Source organism: Bombiscardovia coagulans (assembly GCF_002259585.1).
GTDB lineage: Bacteria > Actinomycetota > Actinomycetes > Actinomycetales > Bifidobacteriaceae > Bombiscardovia > Bombiscardovia coagulans.
This window is the reverse complement of the sequence record NZ_MWWS01000009.1, coordinates 138,558-155,266: the sequence shown is the minus strand read 5'-3', so window position 1 is coordinate 155,266 and position 16,709 is coordinate 138,558. Positions and strand designations below refer to the sequence as shown.

Below are 16,709 nucleotides of genomic sequence, written 5' to 3'. Positions count from 1 at the left end.
CATTGACAATCTTTCCTTGGTAATACAAAATAATAGCGCTTGCATTCTGTCTGTCAAGTCACTCAGTGTGATGGGTAACATATCCGTCGCTCTTGTGAAAGTACAACAAACCACAGCAGCCAGCTTGCAGCTCAAGGGTGCTTGACTGGTAGCATAAACAGTGATTACTTGCTCTTGTCGTGACAGAGAGAACAGTGAAAAGGACGAGATGATGGTGAGAGTGACCCTGCACGAAGTGGCTCAAGAGGCTGGGGTTTCGGATTCCACAGTTTCTCGCGCTCTTCGGGGATTGGATAAAGTTGACGAGGGAACGAGAGAGCGGGTTCGTCTAGCTGCGGAGCGTTTGCACTTTTCTATCTCTCGGAATGCTTCTTCCCTCGCATCGGGTAAAACTATGCGCGTTTCTGTCCTATTTGCTGACAAGCTAAATACCTGGTTTGATTCTTCTGTCTTGCAAGGTGTATATGAAGTTCTATTCAGAGAGCAATATGATATTATTCCCAACACTGTCAGCACATATGGGCAACTTCAGTCCTTCTTTGATCGTCTTCCTGCCGATAATAATGTGGATGCCGTCATTGTGACTTCTATCAATTTGGAACCCGGACAGACAAAAGTCTTAGAAAGGTTGACGATTCCCACGGTAGGGCTCGACTCGAGAACTATTGATGGGTTCGATGCTTCTGTGTTGCTGAACGACCGTAAGGGTATGCATGAGGCTGTATCCTTACTACAGCGATTCGGGCATCGGCGCATTGCTTTTGTTGGGCAGCCCGCGCCTGGTGAGTTCAAGTTCAGTTCACAATTACGTGGCACAGCTTTCGTGCAAGAGGCGCGGTTGGCTGGTTATGGGGATCAGCAGATTTTCCGATTTGATACAGGTAAGATTGCTGACTATCGAACATATGATGAAGCAGTCAACGCAGCAGCTGCACAAGTACTATCTCTTGCTCCTATGCCCACTGCCATTTGTGTGGAAACTGATGATTTTGCAGTACCTTTGATGGCCTCATTAAGGCATTACGGGATACGCATACCGGAGGATCTCTCCATTATCGGTTTTGATGATGCCAATATTGCTGCGGCCGCAGATCTGACCACTATTCACCAAAACCCTGAAGACATGTCACGGACCGCAGCTCATAAGACACTCGCTTTGATGAGGGGTGAAATACTTGAAGAGCGCCATACTATGATTGAACCAATTCTCATGCTGCGAGGATCTACAGCCCGGTATGTGCCAAAAGCTGCAAGGTGAACGTCGTTCCGTGGCATGCTCAAGGTATGTAGCACTTGTGATTGAGAGCGGATTGTGGATACGCGAATTCAGGTAGTCGGGTCGAGGGCAAAGATTGTTTGGGTATCTGCGGCATACTCATGCAGGAGTAAAGGAGAGTGATATTGGAAACCCCAGGTATTTTGTTATGCCTGAATTACAAGAGTGCCCCGGATGCGATTCGAACGCACGACACCTTCTTTAGGAGAGAAGTGCTCTATCCCCTGAGCTACCGGGGCAACGAATATCTACTTTAGCACGCAAGTTTGCAAGGCGTGCTGAATATCCTGAGATGGTTGCTAGAAATTGAATTGACTATCGTTAATGTGTGAGTTACGGCTGTCAATCCTAATAATTCCTCCTTATAAGGGTCTTTTACAATGCCTCATAAAGAACCGTTGTGGAGGTGATGGGTTATGGTGGAAACTCTCAAGATTAGTGGAGACAAACTGAGAACTGACATCACACGAGCAGGAGTATGTGGTCTTGAAACTTGTTCGCAGTGGTTGCAGAAGTAGTAGATAAGTAGATAGGAACAAAACGTATGGCGGCGATTGGTCGGATACCTGGTATGAGGTTCCTGCTAACGATTGTGGCACGAGTGTTGGGGCTGCTTGCCTTGCTTGGTACCCTTGCCCACTATGTCCCAAGCCAGTTCTCAGATTTGCCGTTTCTTCCGGAAATTGTATCTCTAGCACCGTGGTATGTGCTCATAGCCTTGATTGCTTTAATGCTTGCACTCATTTCAAAGCGATGGATGACGGCCCTGCTTTCCTTGGTCTGTCTTTGTGCCGGTGTCTCCTGGCAAGTTCCTTTCTTTACCTTTGACCACCAGCTACCCAAGCGAGTTCAACAAGTTACCAGCCTAGAATTGCCGCATAAAGATGATGCTACGGCGCGTGTAATGACAGCTAATGTGTATAAGGGGCGTGCGCAAGCCCAAGCTATCGTTGACGCTGTGAGAGACAACAGGGTAGAGGTCCTCGCCTTGCAGGAGACAACGGACAGCTTTGTAGAACGCCTTAACGAGGCTGGTATCACAAAGTACTTGCCATATTCTAAAGTTGCTTCGGCGGATGGCAAATCAGGTAATGGCTTGTGGTCTCTGACCCCGCTTGGGTCTCCAGCCAGAGATGACGTTAATTCATCGGCTTCACAGATGCCCGCTGGTACAGTCAATTTCGGGGAAGGCCGACAGGTGCGTTTTGTTTCTGTGCATACGACTTCACCATCTCCGGGGCAGTGGGGGCAGTGGAAGCGGAGTTTGGATGAATTATCTGCTATGAAATCCCACGTTCATACCAGCTATGTTTTTATGGGTGATTTCAATGCGACCTATGATCATGCGCCCTTCAGAGACTTTTTGGGCCAGCGCTTCCAGGATGCTACCGTATCTTTGGGGCACGGTTTTACTATGACCTGGCCAGCCGATAAGCCTTGGATTCCTCCCTTTACTGACATTGACCACATTGTTGTAGACCAAGGAATTGAAGCCGGTCAGCTCAAGACAGTTAGCATTCCCGGCTCAGATCACCGTGCATTGGTAGGCACTATTTGGGTCAGGAAATAGCTACTCCAAATTAGACTGTGTGCCTGCTGATGCGCCTGCTGAAGCCTGTTGGGCTTGGGCTGCATCGAGCTTGGCTCGAACTTGGTCTAAAAGCTCTTGTGCACGTTTGGCTAAAGCTTCGCCTATTTCCCATTGGTGCATGGAGGCATCTAAATCAAGGCCACCTGCCTCCAAGGCTTGCACAGCTTCAATCAGTTGATCTCGTGCCTGCTCGTAAGGAAGTTTAGCAATAGCTTCCCGCTCTTTGTTGCTCAGGGTTGATGCCAAGGCTTTAGTTGTTTTGGTTTGTTTTTTCGTGCTATCTGCCACGATGTGCTCCTTTATGTTACGTACGGTCTAGGTCTTGTTTATGAGTTTTGTTGAGTAAGGGTAGTGGTCTTAGTAGCTTCTAAAGCACCCTGCTTAAGGGTAACTTTGATAGTGCTGCCGTCCGCAATATCTTCTGGGTCTGACACCACAGAACCGTCTGTTGTCTGGACTACGGCATACCCACGGTTCAGTGTTGACTGTGGAGAGAGGGCCGTGAGCGAAGATTGTAGCTTTTCGACAGTCAGTGAAGCGTCATCTGCAATCCGTCGCAGGGATATATCAAGTCGAATGCATGCTTCATCTATCATGTGTTGAGGCTTGTCAAGCATGGTAAGTGGCTGGGTTAGGCTGGGGCGACTCGCATAGCCTTCGATAAGGCGGTCTTCCTGGTCTATCAAGGCACGGATCCTGGAATCAATCCGAATACGAGCTTCTTCGACGATTCCTTCTTGCTCAGCCAGGTCGGGCACTACTCGCTTGGCGGCATCAGTTGGTGTAGAAGCTCGTAGGTCAGCAGCTAAATCAATGAGAGTCCAATCGTCTTCATGGCCAACAGCGGAAACAATTGGAGTCAGGCAAGCGGCTGTGGCTCTTACGACGCTTTCGTCAGAGAATCCGAGTAAGTCCTCAAATGAACCACCTCCACGAGCTACGATAATGACATCAACAGATGGATCTTGGTCCAACTTTTGGATAGCTGCAACGACTTCCGGAGGGCACTGGGGTCCCTGTACGTGAGCATGAACAATTGAAAACTCGATAATAGGCCACCGCAAGCGAGCGTTGGTTACTATGTCTCCCTCAGCGCGCGCCTGGGGTGCGCAAATTAATCCTATTCGCTGGGGGAACTCGGGAAGGGGAACTTTGTTCTCTGCGTCGAACAACCCCTCACCTTTGAGTTGCTTACGCAGCTGTTCTATCTGCTCCTTCAAATCTCCAGTACCCACTCGCCGGATATCATCGGCCATGAAGCTTAGGCGGGTTTGTTTCATCCATAGATCTGGTTGACCATGTATAACAACTCGGTCCCCCTGGTGAAAATCACGGGCCTTGCTGGCAAAGCCTCTAAAACCCATAACGGAGATTGAGATGTCTTCAAAGTTATCTCGTACGGTCAGATAGGCAGAACCGGCTCGTCGGGTGTTGATTTCAACTATCTGTCCCTCAACCCAGGCTCCGGGCCAACGAGCAACAGCATCATGGTATTTTTGGCTCAGAACGCTTACTGGCCATGGTTCTTCGGCTGTAGTATCCCTGGCCAACCTTGGTAGTTCGCTTAAGGGTTTGGGTTGGTTGATGCTGCCGGCTGGCTGAGTGCCACCTCCGGCATAATCAACTGGTCCGGAACCTGTCGTATACGCCTGTTTGATGGCCATATTGTTCAGCACGGTACCTCCCACCACAAGAGTATGAATACTTCAACACTCTACCAACTTAGGGACAACCTAGGGTTGCTTGGGTTGTTGTTGATGCTACTTATCGGTAATCATTCCAGCGTGGACTGGGATAGAGGAGGGCTTCAAAGTGTGCCCATTCTTGTTGAAAGTTGAGCGGCGGTTTTCTGAGCCAGCGCAGCTGAATACCATCCATGGCTTCCAGGCTCAAGCGCACATAGGGTCGCATGTCTGCGTTCCAGTCCATTCCTGGCGGTAGCGACCAAGGGATGTGTGAGTAATGTTTCCAGACTCTATCAGCGCGATCCTGGAAGTAATGATGCAGGGGGTGCTGAGGATCAAATGATTCGGTTTGCAGAACCATGAAGAGCTGAACAAGTTCGCGCCGGGATGCGTTGTGGTCAACTAAGTAGCGTAGGTAGGCTGGGAAGTGAGGGGCATTGGGGTCAGAACCTGGAAGGTTGGTTGTAAGAAATTCCTCGGGGGTGCCATAGACTGCATATACTTCAACTTTCATGGAGCTTCTCAATCCTGATATAGACACCACGGTGCTTGCCCACTACTTACATCCAGTGTGGTCTTCGTATGCTGCCATCACCCGCCATCAGTTTGGGTGCGGGCAGGCACAATGGATAGGGACCTTGCTGGATCCTCAGGCCATGCGTCAGGTTCTTGTTGAGGCGCTAAAGGTTGCAGGATTGTATGGGCCCTTACAGGAGTTGGCTGGTCAAATTACAGTTCGTCAGGGCATCAATGCTGCGGGTGAACAAGTAACTTATTTCTTGAACTATTCTGATCAAGTGGTTACTGTGAGTAGTCCATATGCAGGCCGCATCCTGCTAGGTCAATGTCAGACTGCCGGCAAATCTATTGGTGCAGGGGAACAACTGACTGTGGATGCTTGGAACTTGGCTATAGTAGTTGGAAAACCCACTGCTAATGAGGTCTAAGTAATATGCATACGCAGATAGCCAGGTAACCCAGTAGAACAGGGGTTGAGTGGGCTGTGTAACCACCCTGGCTTGAGTTCGATAGATCTGCTCGCTTTATGCAATCTGATGTGCATAGGTATCAACATTGAGTAGGCACTCAAGGGTGTTTCGGTTGTGTGAGCCAAGAACGTAAATGGTTGAGGTGGCTGTGCCTATTGGATACGCGACACACTGATGCCTGCCTGTATCTTTACACTGGAACAAGGGGTAGTCAGTGCAGATGGACATAGGAGGACGACCAGCATGGGGTATGTCACCATTAGAGAAGTAGCGCGTCAAGCGGGTGTTTCAACGACTACGGTCTCACAGGTTCTTCATGACAAAGGTCGTTTTTCCCCTGAGACCAAGAAACAAGTCTGCCAGGCCGCAAAGGATTTAGGCTACATTCCTGACTTGCGGGCTCAGGCTATGAGATCTAGTAAGACTAAAATGATTGGTCTCTTAGTTCCCGACCTTCGTAACCCCTATTTTGCAGACCTGGTCAGTTCTATGGAAGCTATGCTGTACGAGATGGGAGTCGGTGCTCTGATTGGTAGTTCCGATGAGCAGCTAGATCGACAAGATGATTTCATCATGCGCATTCTTGGACAACGGATTGATGGAGTTATTGCAGTCCCCCAAGGCACAGTTTCGCAAGGTTTGCAGACCATCATTGAAAGAGAGCTTCCTCTCATTTTTGTAGACCGCCGGGTGCCAGGTATGGATACTGTCCCGTACGTTGTTTCTGATCCTAGACCTGGATTGAGGCAAGCCCTTGAAACACTGAAGGGCTATGGGCATCGTAAGGTTGCCTATGTTGCCCATCCTTCGCTGGGATCTTTCAGTCTCGATGAAAGAGCTGAGGCTTTCTCGAGTCTGGCGCCTGACTACTTTGAGAGTGACGGTATTCGTGTCTTCTCATGTGATGAGAGCTTGCAGTCGCATAAGGATGTGTTGGGTTCATTGCAGTCATTTGGTGCAACAGCCGTAATCTTTGGATATTCGCCTGATGCTATTAGCTGCATTAGTTTGTTGCGTGGTTACAATGTGCAAATTGGTCATGATTGTTCTTTGATTTCCTTTGATGATATTGAAGTATTTCGGCTGATTACGCCTCAAATTTCTATTATCTCCCAACAGGTTGAACAAATAGGAAGGAAGGGGGTGAAAATGCTTCTAGATACGATCGAAACGGGACAGAAAGGACAGACTGATCCTGTAAGCATAGCGACTGTATTTGAACAACGAGGTTCTGTAAGCAAGTGCAGGGAATAACGCTTGTTAGTAGTGTTGTGTTGAGCAGTTGCTAACTCGGTATTTTTGGTGTCTCTGAGCAAATAAATAGCTGTATTGTTCTGATTTCGTCGTAAGAGCGACAGTCCACTGCTGGCTTTTGTCCAAGTGCATTGAGTGTGTGCAAGGCAGCATTAGATGGCAGTTTCTGTACAGTGCTAGTGAAGGTCGATGGGGAACCTGCTGGCATTGGCAGAGTAAGTGCCAATGGGAGTGTGTTTCTCTTTATTATAGTTGTCTTGTCGCAGTAGCGTTCATGAGGAGATGGTCGCATTGTCTTGCAAGAGTTGATAAATAAGATTCGATGAGCTTGCTGTGATTATGCAAGCGTTGCTCTGATGTCTACTTCGGGAAAAGAGCTTTTCTGTGAAAACGCAGTTTCGTTTGCCCCTCCCCAGTAAGGGATTTGGAAGCAGCATGATACGTTTTCGATGGTAAGTACAGACAAAGAGTAGAACTATAAGATCATTAAGAGTTGTTTTATGATGTTTAGTAGCGCTCATGCGAAGTTGCATAAGCGTCTAAGAAAACAAGTTAAGGAATAATGATGGACACTCAACCAATCATCATTGATACTGATCCTGGCATAGACGATGCCGTGGCAATAGCTTTCGCCTTGTTTGCCCCTCAGGTAGATGTCAGATTGATTACTACAGTCGCAGGTAATGTTGGTCTCGACAAGACAACCTGTAACGCTCTACGGTTGCTTACGTATTTTGAGCAGCATGTACCAGTAGCCAGAGGAGCCTCAGAGCCCCTTATCGAGCCCTTTATTGATGCCAGCGATATTCATGGAAAGACAGGCATGGAAGGCTTCGATTTTCCAGAGCCAGACCAATCTCTCCTGCTTAAGGATGGTGCGATTGAGGCCATGCGCACAGTCATTATGGAGAGTGAGAAGCCGGTGATCATTATGCCTATTGGGCCCCTTACTAATGTAGCACTGCTCTTAAAGATGTATCCTTCAGTCAAGCATAATATTGAACGCATTGTGCTGATGGGTGGTTCTACAGCTCGGGGTAATCGCGGCGTTATGTCGGAATTTAATATAGCTACAGATCCTGAGGCAGCCAAAATTGTTTTTGCCTCTGGTGTCCCTCTGGTGATGGCACCTCTCGATGTAGGTTTGAAGGCCCTGGTGCTCCCTGAAGATAGCGCCAAACTACCTGCAATGGGTAAGACAGGACGCATGGCATACGATCTTTTTAAGAAGTACCGTGGGGGTAGTTTCAATACCGGTTTAAAAATGTATGACCCGTGTGCCATTGCGTGCATACTGAATCCGTCTCTCTTTACCTTCGCTGATACCTATGTGGACGTTGAACTGAATCAGGGGCTTACTCGGGGTTGTACCGTTGTAGATCTTAAAGGCTATCTGAATAAGCCTGCCAATGTCTCGGTGGCAGTAGATGTAGATTCACAAGCTTTCAGGACATGGTTCCTAGAAAGTATGAACGGCTGCATATAGCCCTCATCATTGATTCCTTGCTTGTTGGTTATGGCAACATGTGGAGTATCCACAACAGATAAGAAAGATAGAGATAATGATACCCGAAATACTGTTGGTTCTGGCTGTCCTAGTGGTGGTTGCTTACCTCATCATTAACAAATATCATCCGGCTCTGAGTCTTATTATGGGCGGTCTTGTGCTTCTCTTAGGAGCATGGGCACTTGGGCACCCTCTATATGCTAAGGGGAAGGGTGCAGGTTTCGGCCTGTTCGATGTTGTTATGGTCTTTAAAGACACTATTCTGGCGCAAGTGTCTAGCGCAGGCATCGTCATCATGGTTCTTTTTGGTTATTCTGCCTATATGAGCAAGATCGGTGCTAACGATGTTGCTGTGAATTACATGGTGAGGCCTTTGCGCCATATTAAGCACAAGACCTTGATTGTTCCAGCAGTCTTCTTGGTGGGCAACATCATGTCCCTGGTAGTGCCTTCTGCCTCTAGTTTGGCTATCATTTTGATGTCAATTCTATATCCCGTTCTTGTAGGTATGGGTGTTTCCTCACTGACAGCTGCTGGTGTTATTGCCTGCACGGCTACGATTATGCCAACTCCTCTAGGTGCTGATAATGTCATTGCGGCTAAAACCTTAAAATATGATCTCCTGGATTATGTGGCATACAATGCTAAGATTTCTATTCCAGCCCTTTTGATTATGGCTTTGGTTCATTTCTTTTGGCAGCAGTGGTGCGACAAGCGTGAAGGTGCCGATGCGTTCGTTGAGTTGGCTTCCAAGGAAGAAGCAATTCCATCTCAGGAACAAGTAGCGGAGGTTCCTGGTTATTATGCTATTTTCCCTCTACTCCCGCTCATTCTTATTTTGGGTATTGGTGTTGCTGCCATGTTTCTTAAGGGGTTGACCATGGATATTACCGTGTTGACCTTTATTGCTTTCTTCATAGTAATGATTGTCGAGTCTTGCCGCAGACGGTCTTTTAAGAGTGCTCAAGCGGTTGCAGTGGAGATGATCAAAGGCATGGGAACTGGTTTTAGTCAAGTTGTGATGCTTGTTGTCGGTGGTGCTCTCTTTACTACAGGCATTCAAAAACTTGGCCTCATTGATGCTTTGAACAAGTCAGTCGAAGGTTCTACTGGTGCTGGACTCATGGTGGCACTTATTTTTGCTCTGGCTACATGCCTCTTCGGCATACTGTCAGGTGGCGGTTTGGCTATGTTCTATGCGGTTATTGCTTTGATTCCTGGCATAGCTGCCGCAGCAGGCGTAGGCGGTATTGTTATTGCCCTACCTATGCAAATGATTGCCAACTTGACTCGGGGTATTTCTCCGGTCGCTGCTGTTATTATGATTGTGGCTGCCACAATTAAGGTGGAGCCTACGAAAATTCTCAAACGTACATGTGTGCCTGCAATCGCTGGCATACTGTGCGTATTAGTTCTCTCTTTTATTCTGTTGCCGTACTGAGTCTCCACTACGAATACGAGATTGCTTTGCTAGTGTCTTTCGTTGTGTGGTAACTAAGGAGGGTGTCTCAACTTCTTAGACTGCTGAAAGAAACAATTTCGCTCATTAAAACTCCTGTCTCAAGTATTCCTACAGCCCGACGATCGTCCTAGATGGAAAATCCCGGGCTGTAGTATGTGATAAGCACCCTATTGTTCAGCATAGATGGCTTTGTTTAGAGCGAAATACAGTAGTAACGCAATAAGGATTAGTCCTGCATCGAATAAGAAGAGATTGGAGTAGTTAGCTGCAAACCCGGTCGTTCCGTTAATGCTCCTGGCAGCCAGGGCAGGTGAGTTCATAAAACCTCCGATGATGGCAATACCAATGGAGCTGGAAACGTTGATTGCTAAGTCATTCATACCGACGCCGCGGCCTGATTCTTCCTTTGGTAAGGTGCCGAGCACAGTTGAAACAAGCGGAGAGTACAAGAATCCTCCACCGCCATAGTACAAGCAGCCGGCCAAGGTGAGGGCTAGGGGTCCCCAGTTGACGCAGAAAACTGCGAGAACGAAAGCTATTATTTTCATCGACGCCGCAGTGATTATGGCTGATTTACGGCCTATCTTACGGACTATCCATCCAGAGCAAATGCCCACAGTTGCTCCAACAATGAAGGCCCAAACGATGTGGAAGGACACCTGAGAGGTTGTTAAGTGAAAAACTCTGGTACTGATGCCATTAAACAAGGGAGAAAACGAATAGTTTGGTAGCCAGAAGATAAGGATAAGGCTAATTGCCATCAGCCAACGCTTATTCCTAAAGAACGCTGGAGTGATAAAGGGCTCAGCTGCCGTGTGAATATATATGGCGAAGACAATGTAAAGCACGGCCGAAACGACCAACATCCACCAGCTCTTGTAGGAGAAAAAGAGAGTGATGAAGGCAGTTGCTGTACCGAAGATGATGAAACCTATAATGTCTATCTTCTGTCCGTTTCCTGTTTTGTCTGGTAGGTTTTTGAGGAGGATTGGTAGGAAGATCACGGTTATAGCTGGAATCAAAAAGAGATACTGCCAGTGTATTGAGGTCAAGAGTCCCGCAGCAAAGACTCCGATAGCAGAGGAAAGCTGGTAGCCGGCTGTAAAAATACCAAAGAAGATAACCTTAAGCGAATCTTTGAGATATTTTGTAGCTACCACTAAATATACAGATCCTGCCACTTGTTCGCCTGCGGTTTGAACGGCTCTAGCGATAATAACAGTCCAGATATTGGCGGTAAAGAAAAAGCTGGCCACAAAACCAAAAACTGAGCCAATGACTAACAGGCTTATGCCAGTAACTACCAGTCTTTTTAGGGAAACAAAGTCTGCGAGTGAGCCGTAAATAAAACAAACAATGCCTAGTACGATACTCGGGATTGCAGTGATAAGAGAAGCTTGCTCAGGGGCTCCAACTGAATCACCTATCTGCTGAAAGACAAGGTTAAAACCTTGCAAGCAGAGGGTTCCTAATACAAAGGTAATGAGTAAGGGAATCAACGCTCTGATAGCCATGTCGCTGGTTACGGTCTGCTTTGCGCGGTCGATTGGAGGATTATTTACTGGTATTGTTGGTGAACTAGACATATTCTTCCTTGCACAGTAAACAGGTTGACGTTTGAAAGAACTCCGATAAGGAATGTGTTCCTAGCTACCTTTCTCTGTATTGGTACAATCACTGTACTTGTCTCATTTCTGAGGCGTACAACTGCTTGCTAGTAGTACTACCGCTAGCGTCGTGTCTCTGAGATGGACGGTAGGGGCACTCGTAATGAGCTAATTGAGTGTCTTATGTGGGTTTCATTGTAGTTGAGGGAGCAATAGAGTACCGGTCGTCTATCAAGATTAAAACTTGTTCCGTTTGTACCTCTCTAGGATATCGCCATCTTGATAAACAGAGTCTCTACCGCTACATGGTTGCGGGCTTATTCGCTAACGTCCCCCAGTAACTATTATGTGGCAGCTCATGGACGGATATTGTTTACGATTTCTAGCGAGATGCTGACACTTTGACTGCATACCGTGTTAGGATAAGCCCTACACAAGTTGAGCGAAGATCCGTAATCGGCGGGGAGCTTTCGGAAGAACGGTTGCGGTTTGCGTTGCCTAGTAGAACCGACGGGTGGAGTCCGAATAACTCCAATGATAAGCGGTTGTACTTGCTTGAGTACCTCAGTAAGTGCAGCAAGCGAGGTGGTACCGCGCAAGCAGACTATTCTGCTGTCGTCCTCGGATGAGATAGGAACAATCCTTCCAGCCCAGGAGAGTGTACGGTGAGTCAGACGAACAATGAAGCTTGCAATCCGAGTCAGCGGAAAGCACAGGTTTATCCAAAAGACAGTGAAGGCTCTGGCACTAGTCAAGTAGGTCCTACTCCAAACTTCCCACAGATGGAAGAAGCTGTACTCCAGTATTGGGATGAAGATGACACCTTTACGAAGTCTGTAGAGCAAAGACCCTCGGGAGATCGCTCTCAGAATGAGTTTGTATTTTTCGATGGGCCACCGTTTGCCAATGGTTTGCCTCATTACGGACACCTACTCACTGGCTATGCGAAGGATGTTATTCCTCGTTACCAAACTATGAAGGGACGCAAGGTAAAGCGTGTCTTTGGATGGGATACACACGGTTTGCCTGCTGAGCTCGAGGCTCAAAAGGAGCTGGGCATCGAATCCGTCGATCAGATTGAACAGATGGGTATCGAAAAGTTTAACGATGCCTGCCGCAGTTCAGTGCTGAAGTATACGCAGGAGTGGAAGGATTATGTTCATCGTCAGGGACGCTGGGTAGATTTTGAGCACGGTTATAAGACACTTGATATTCCTTATATGGAGTCTGTCATGTGGGCTTTCAAACAGCTCTACGACAAGGGGTTAGCATATCAGGGTTACCGGGTGCTTCCGTATTGCCCTAAGGATAGAACGCCTCTATCGGCTCATGAATTGCGCATGGACGCGGATGTCTACCAGGATAAACAGGACACAACCGTTTCCGTTGCAGTCAAACTTAAAGATGAAGATGATGCCTACGCAATCTTCTGGACTACGACACCTTGGACCGTTCCTACTAACTTTGCTATCGTTGTTGGTGCCGATATTGATTATGTAGAAGTGTTACCAACTCAAGGTATGTTCGCTGGTAAAAAGTTCTATATAGGTAAGGACCTCCTCTCTTCCTATGAGAAGGAGCTAGGGGAGGACTACCAGATCGTTAGAGAGCTTAAAGGTTCTCAGATGGTAGGTTGGCGTTACTGGCCTGTTTTCCCATATTTCGCTGGTGAACAGGCCCTGGCCGAAGGTGGAACGCCCGGCCCCAATGCTTACCAGATATATACAGCTGATTATGTGGATACAGCAGAAGGTACTGGTCTGGTCCATCAGGCTCCTTATGGTGAAGACGACATGAACACCTTGAACGTCCATGGCATAAAGTCTATAGATGTTTTGGATGCTGGCTGCAAGTTCACCGCTGCCTGCCCTGATTATGAGGGCACCTATGTTTTTGATGCTAATACGCCTATTCTTCGCAACTTGCGGGCAGGGGATGGGCCGTTAGCTGCTGTTCCTGAAGAACACCGGGCTATCCTTTTCCAAGAGAAGTCCTACGTCCACTCTTACCCTCACTGCTGGCGGTGTGGTACCCCGCTTGTCTACAAACCTGTTTCCTCATGGTTTGTATCAGTAACTAAGTTTAAGGACGAGATGCTTCGTCTCGACGAGCGCATTAACTGGATTCCAGAAAATGTGAAAGAAGGCCAGTTTGGTAAATGGTTAGCGAATGTACGTGACTGGTCAATTTCACGTAACCGCTTCTGGGGTTCTCCTATTCCGGTATGGGTTTCTGACGATCCGCGGTATCCACGCGTGGATGTGTATGGCTCCTTGGAAGAACTTGCGCGAGACTTTGGTGATTATCCGCGTGACAGCAAGGGCGAGATCAATATGCATCGTCCTTATATTGATAATCTGACAAGGCCCAATCCGGATGATCCCAGTGGTCAGTCAACCATGCGTCGAATCAGTGATGTGATGGATTGTTGGTTTGAATCCGGATCGATGTCTTTTGCTCAATTCCACTATCCCTTTGAGAACAAAGAGTATTTCGAACAGCACTTCCCAGCTGATTATGTGGTTGAGTACATTGGTCAGACACGTGGTTGGTTCTACCTTCTACATGCAATGGCTACCGCACTATTTGATAAGGCTGCCTTCAAGAATGTCATCTGCCACGGTATCGTTTTAGGCGATGATGGTCAGAAGATGAGCAAGCACTTGCGCAACTATCCAGATGTCAACCAAGTGTTTAACGAGTACGGGTCAGATGCCATGCGTTGGTTTCTCATGAGTTCTCCCATCCTGCGTGGGGGCAATCTCATCGTAACTGAAAAAGGTATTCGAGATACTGTACGTCAAGTGCTGCTACCGATTTGGTCTTCATACTATTTCTATACTCTGTATGCCAATGCAGCTCACGGTGGAGCTGGTTATGATGCTCACCGTCTTCGCGCTGAAGAAGTAGACCATCTGCCAGCAATGGATCGGTACCTTCTGGCGGCTACTCGACGTCTCGTTGAGACAGTAGAAGATTCCTTAGATCATTTTGCTATTTCTGATGCATGTGCTACAGCTAGCGAATATATTGACATCTTAACGAACTGGTACATTCGCAACAACCGAGACCGCTTCTGGCAAGAAGACCACCAAGCCTTCGATACGCTTTATACAGCATTGGAGGTTTTCGCTCGAGTTATTGCACCCTTGGCCCCAATGGAGACAGAAGCTATGTGGAGAGGGCTCACTGGGGGTGAGTCGGTACATCTTGCTGATTGGCCTTTCCTGGCAAATCAAGACAGTGGAGAGGATACCGAGCTGGGTCTGGTGCTTCGTAAGGATTCAGCTCTTCTCTCAGCCATGGAGAAGGTGCGCGAAGTGGTGTCAGCAGTCTTGTCACTCAGGAAAACTGAGCGTATTCGTGTGAGGCAACCCCTTGCTGAACTAGTTATCATTGTTGAGGATCCACAAGCAATTAGTCCGTATAGCAGCATTCTTAAGTCCGAGCTCAACGTCAAGAATATTGTCCTCTCAACGTTGGCTCAGGCTGAATCGAGGGGACTGCGCCTTGTTCAAGACCTCAAAGTCAATGCTCGGGCAGCTGGACCTCGCTTGGGTAAGCAAGTGCAGTTTGCTATCAAGGCTTCCAAAAGTGGTCAGTGGAGAATCGTTGACGGTCAAGTCTTGGTTCAGACGCCTACTGGTGAACTCGCTTTAGAGCCTCAGGAATACGAGCTAAAGAACCAGGTGGAGGAAGCGCAATCCACAGGAGCCGCTGCCAGCGCTTCCGCTTCTCTCCCTACTGGCGGATTCGTGATTCTCGATACTCAACTGAGTGATGAGCTACTGGCCGAAGGATATGCGCGCGATCTCATTCGTATAGTCCAAGAAGCTCGTAAGGCAGCTGACTTGGATATTGCGGACAGAATTCAATTAACGCTCACGTTGCCTGAAGACGAAGCTTCCAAAGCTGAACGATTTGAGGAGCTGATTGCTGCTGAGACGCTTGCTACCCAAGTAGTTATCGTCCCTAGTGCCTCTGTTCAAGAGGCTGAGGTGCAGATCAGTGCAATTTGATGTATAGAGCCTGTGGAATATCTACTTGAGGTCCTGCTTGGAATTCTTCAGCAGGACCTCAAGTATTATCAGTGAAATCTGAGAAGCTGTCGCTCTCTTGGAGCGGAGAATCAGAGGTTGAATGCGTACTTGTCCATACGATCAAAGGCTTCTTTGACTCTGCTGAGCGGAAGGGCTAGATTCATACGGATGGCACAGGGTGCTTTGAACATACGCCCATCTTGAACGGCTACGCCAACATCCCACAGGCGGTGTTCGAGTTCATCGAGGCTGACCTGGTGTTCTTGACACCAGGTACTGCAATCCACGAAGAGCATATATGTGCCCTCAGGTTGAGACACCTCTACGCCGTCAAAATGCTGACTGATGTAGTTGCATGCGTAACTGATATTCTCTGACAGAACCTGTCGCAATTGGTCTACCCACGCCGCACCTTCTGGCTTATAGGCTCCGATGAGAGCATGCATAGATAGAACATTCATTTCGTTATAGTGCGATTTGGAAGCTTTTGCCTCTACCCGATCTCTCAGGTACTTATTGTAGATAATGTGGTAGGAGCCAACTAATCCAGCTAAGTTGAACGTTTTGGTAGGCGCATAAAAGGCAGCAGTTCGCTGGCGTGCATCTTCACTCACCGATTGTGTTGGCGTGTGCTGGTGACCATTGAGTATGATGTCAGACCAGATCTCATCTGATATAACTATGCAATCGTTGGCCCTGTAGACTTCCATTGCTTGTTCAATCTCAGCTGCATCCCACACTCGCCCACAAGGGTTGTGAGGGTTACAGAAGACTGCAACATGAATGTTGTTGTCCTTCAGCTTCCGATCCATATCTTCGTAGTCCATCCTCCAGATACCTTGGGCATCTTTGATAAGTGGACTGTGAACAATATGATAGCCATTGTTCTCAATGGACATGGTAAAACCGATGTAGGTGGGTGAATGCACTAGGACACTATCGCCTGGTGCTGCAAAGGCGGTCAGTGTAGCGATGACTCCGCCCAAGACACCGTTCTCATATCCGATGGCATCTGAAGGTAGGTCTAAAACCGCATTACGATCTCGCTGCCAGCGGATTATCGAATTGAAATAATCTTCCGTCGGGTCAAAGTAACCAAAAGCGGGATGCTTAGCTCGTTCGATAATAGATTCAGTGATGGTTGGTACGGTAGGGAAGTTCATATCTGCCACCCACATAGGAATGACATCAAACCCGTTTTTTGGGGGAGTAGGAGCAAATCCCTCACCTAGGCCGTCAACAGCTATGGCATCTTTACCGTGCCGGTCAATAACCGACGTAAAATCATACAACATACG

General features: G+C 47.8%; 12 protein-coding genes and 1 tRNA gene. 7 read left to right on the top strand and 6 right to left on the bottom strand.

What is annotated here, in order from left to right:
* The first annotated feature begins 208 nt into the window (after nucleotides 1–208).
* Nucleotides 209–1,258, top strand: coding sequence for a LacI family DNA-binding transcriptional regulator (locus BOCO_RS07205; RefSeq protein ID WP_094723650.1), 1,050 nt, complete (start codon nucleotides 209–211; stop codon nucleotides 1,256–1,258).
* Between the two features lie 184 nt (nucleotides 1,259–1,442).
* On the opposite strand, the gene BOCO_RS07200 is transcribed toward BOCO_RS07205, so the two are convergent.
* A tRNA-Arg gene (locus BOCO_RS07200) sits at nucleotides 1,443–1,515 on the bottom strand.
* A gap of 305 nt (nucleotides 1,516–1,820) precedes the next feature.
* Here BOCO_RS07200 and BOCO_RS07195 point away from each other — a divergent pair.
* Nucleotides 1,821–2,846, top strand: a complete 1,026-nt coding sequence (locus tag BOCO_RS07195) for an endonuclease/exonuclease/phosphatase family protein (RefSeq protein ID WP_244568788.1) — start codon at nucleotides 1,821–1,823, stop codon at nucleotides 2,844–2,846.
* On the opposite strand, the gene BOCO_RS07190 is transcribed toward BOCO_RS07195, so the two are convergent.
* From BOCO_RS07190 to BOCO_RS07180, 3 genes are all read right to left on the bottom strand, one after another.
* Nucleotides 2,847–3,155, bottom strand: a complete 309-nt coding sequence (locus BOCO_RS07190; RefSeq protein ID WP_094723648.1) for an exodeoxyribonuclease VII small subunit — start codon at nucleotides 3,153–3,155, stop codon at nucleotides 2,847–2,849.
* Between the two features lie 38 nt (nucleotides 3,156–3,193).
* Nucleotides 3,194–4,531, bottom strand: coding sequence for an exodeoxyribonuclease VII large subunit (gene xseA, locus BOCO_RS07185; protein WP_094723715.1), 1,338 nt, complete (start codon nucleotides 4,529–4,531; stop codon nucleotides 3,194–3,196).
* Between the two features lie 100 nt (nucleotides 4,532–4,631).
* Nucleotides 4,632–5,066, bottom strand: a complete 435-nt coding sequence (locus tag BOCO_RS07180; RefSeq protein WP_094723646.1) for a hypothetical protein — start codon at nucleotides 5,064–5,066, stop codon at nucleotides 4,632–4,634.
* Between BOCO_RS07180 and BOCO_RS07175 the strand changes: the two genes are divergently transcribed.
* The 4 genes from BOCO_RS07175 to dcuC all read left to right on the top strand — a co-directional run bounded on the left by BOCO_RS07175 (nucleotide 5,065) and on the right by dcuC (nucleotide 9,743).
* A complete protein-coding gene (locus BOCO_RS07175; RefSeq protein ID WP_094723644.1) occupies nucleotides 5,065–5,499 on the top strand; it encodes a hypothetical protein in 435 nt (144 codons plus the stop codon). The genes BOCO_RS07180 and BOCO_RS07175 overlap by 2 nt on opposite strands.
* A gap of 285 nt (nucleotides 5,500–5,784) precedes the next feature.
* Nucleotides 5,785–6,795, top strand: coding sequence for a LacI family DNA-binding transcriptional regulator (locus tag BOCO_RS07170; RefSeq protein WP_094723642.1), 1,011 nt, complete (start codon nucleotides 5,785–5,787; stop codon nucleotides 6,793–6,795).
* 565 nt (nucleotides 6,796–7,360) lie between these two features.
* A complete protein-coding gene (rihC, locus tag BOCO_RS07165; RefSeq protein WP_094723640.1) occupies nucleotides 7,361–8,281 on the top strand; it encodes a ribonucleoside hydrolase RihC in 921 nt (306 codons plus the stop codon).
* A 76-nt stretch (nucleotides 8,282–8,357) separates the two neighbouring features.
* Nucleotides 8,358–9,743 (top strand): C4-dicarboxylate transporter DcuC, encoded by a 1,386-nt coding sequence (dcuC, locus tag BOCO_RS07160; RefSeq protein ID WP_211278701.1) that lies wholly within the window; start codon nucleotides 8,358–8,360, stop codon nucleotides 9,741–9,743.
* Nucleotides 9,744–9,931: 188 nt separating this feature from the next.
* On the opposite strand, the gene BOCO_RS07155 is transcribed toward dcuC, so the two are convergent.
* On the bottom strand, nucleotides 9,932–11,350 hold the full coding sequence (locus BOCO_RS07155) for an MFS transporter (RefSeq protein WP_094723638.1): 1,419 nt from the start codon (nucleotides 11,348–11,350) through the stop codon (nucleotides 9,932–9,934).
* 686 nt (nucleotides 11,351–12,036) lie between these two features.
* Here BOCO_RS07155 and ileS point away from each other — a divergent pair.
* Nucleotides 12,037–15,390, top strand: a complete 3,354-nt coding sequence (gene ileS / locus BOCO_RS07150; protein ID WP_244568786.1) for an isoleucine--tRNA ligase — start codon at nucleotides 12,037–12,039, stop codon at nucleotides 15,388–15,390.
* 110 nt (nucleotides 15,391–15,500) lie between these two features.
* On the opposite strand, the gene BOCO_RS07145 is transcribed toward ileS, so the two are convergent.
* Complete coding sequence (locus BOCO_RS07145) at nucleotides 15,501–16,706, bottom strand: MalY/PatB family protein (protein WP_094723636.1); 1,206 nt, start codon at nucleotides 16,704–16,706, stop codon at nucleotides 15,501–15,503.
* Between the last annotated feature and the right edge of the window lie 3 nt (nucleotides 16,707–16,709).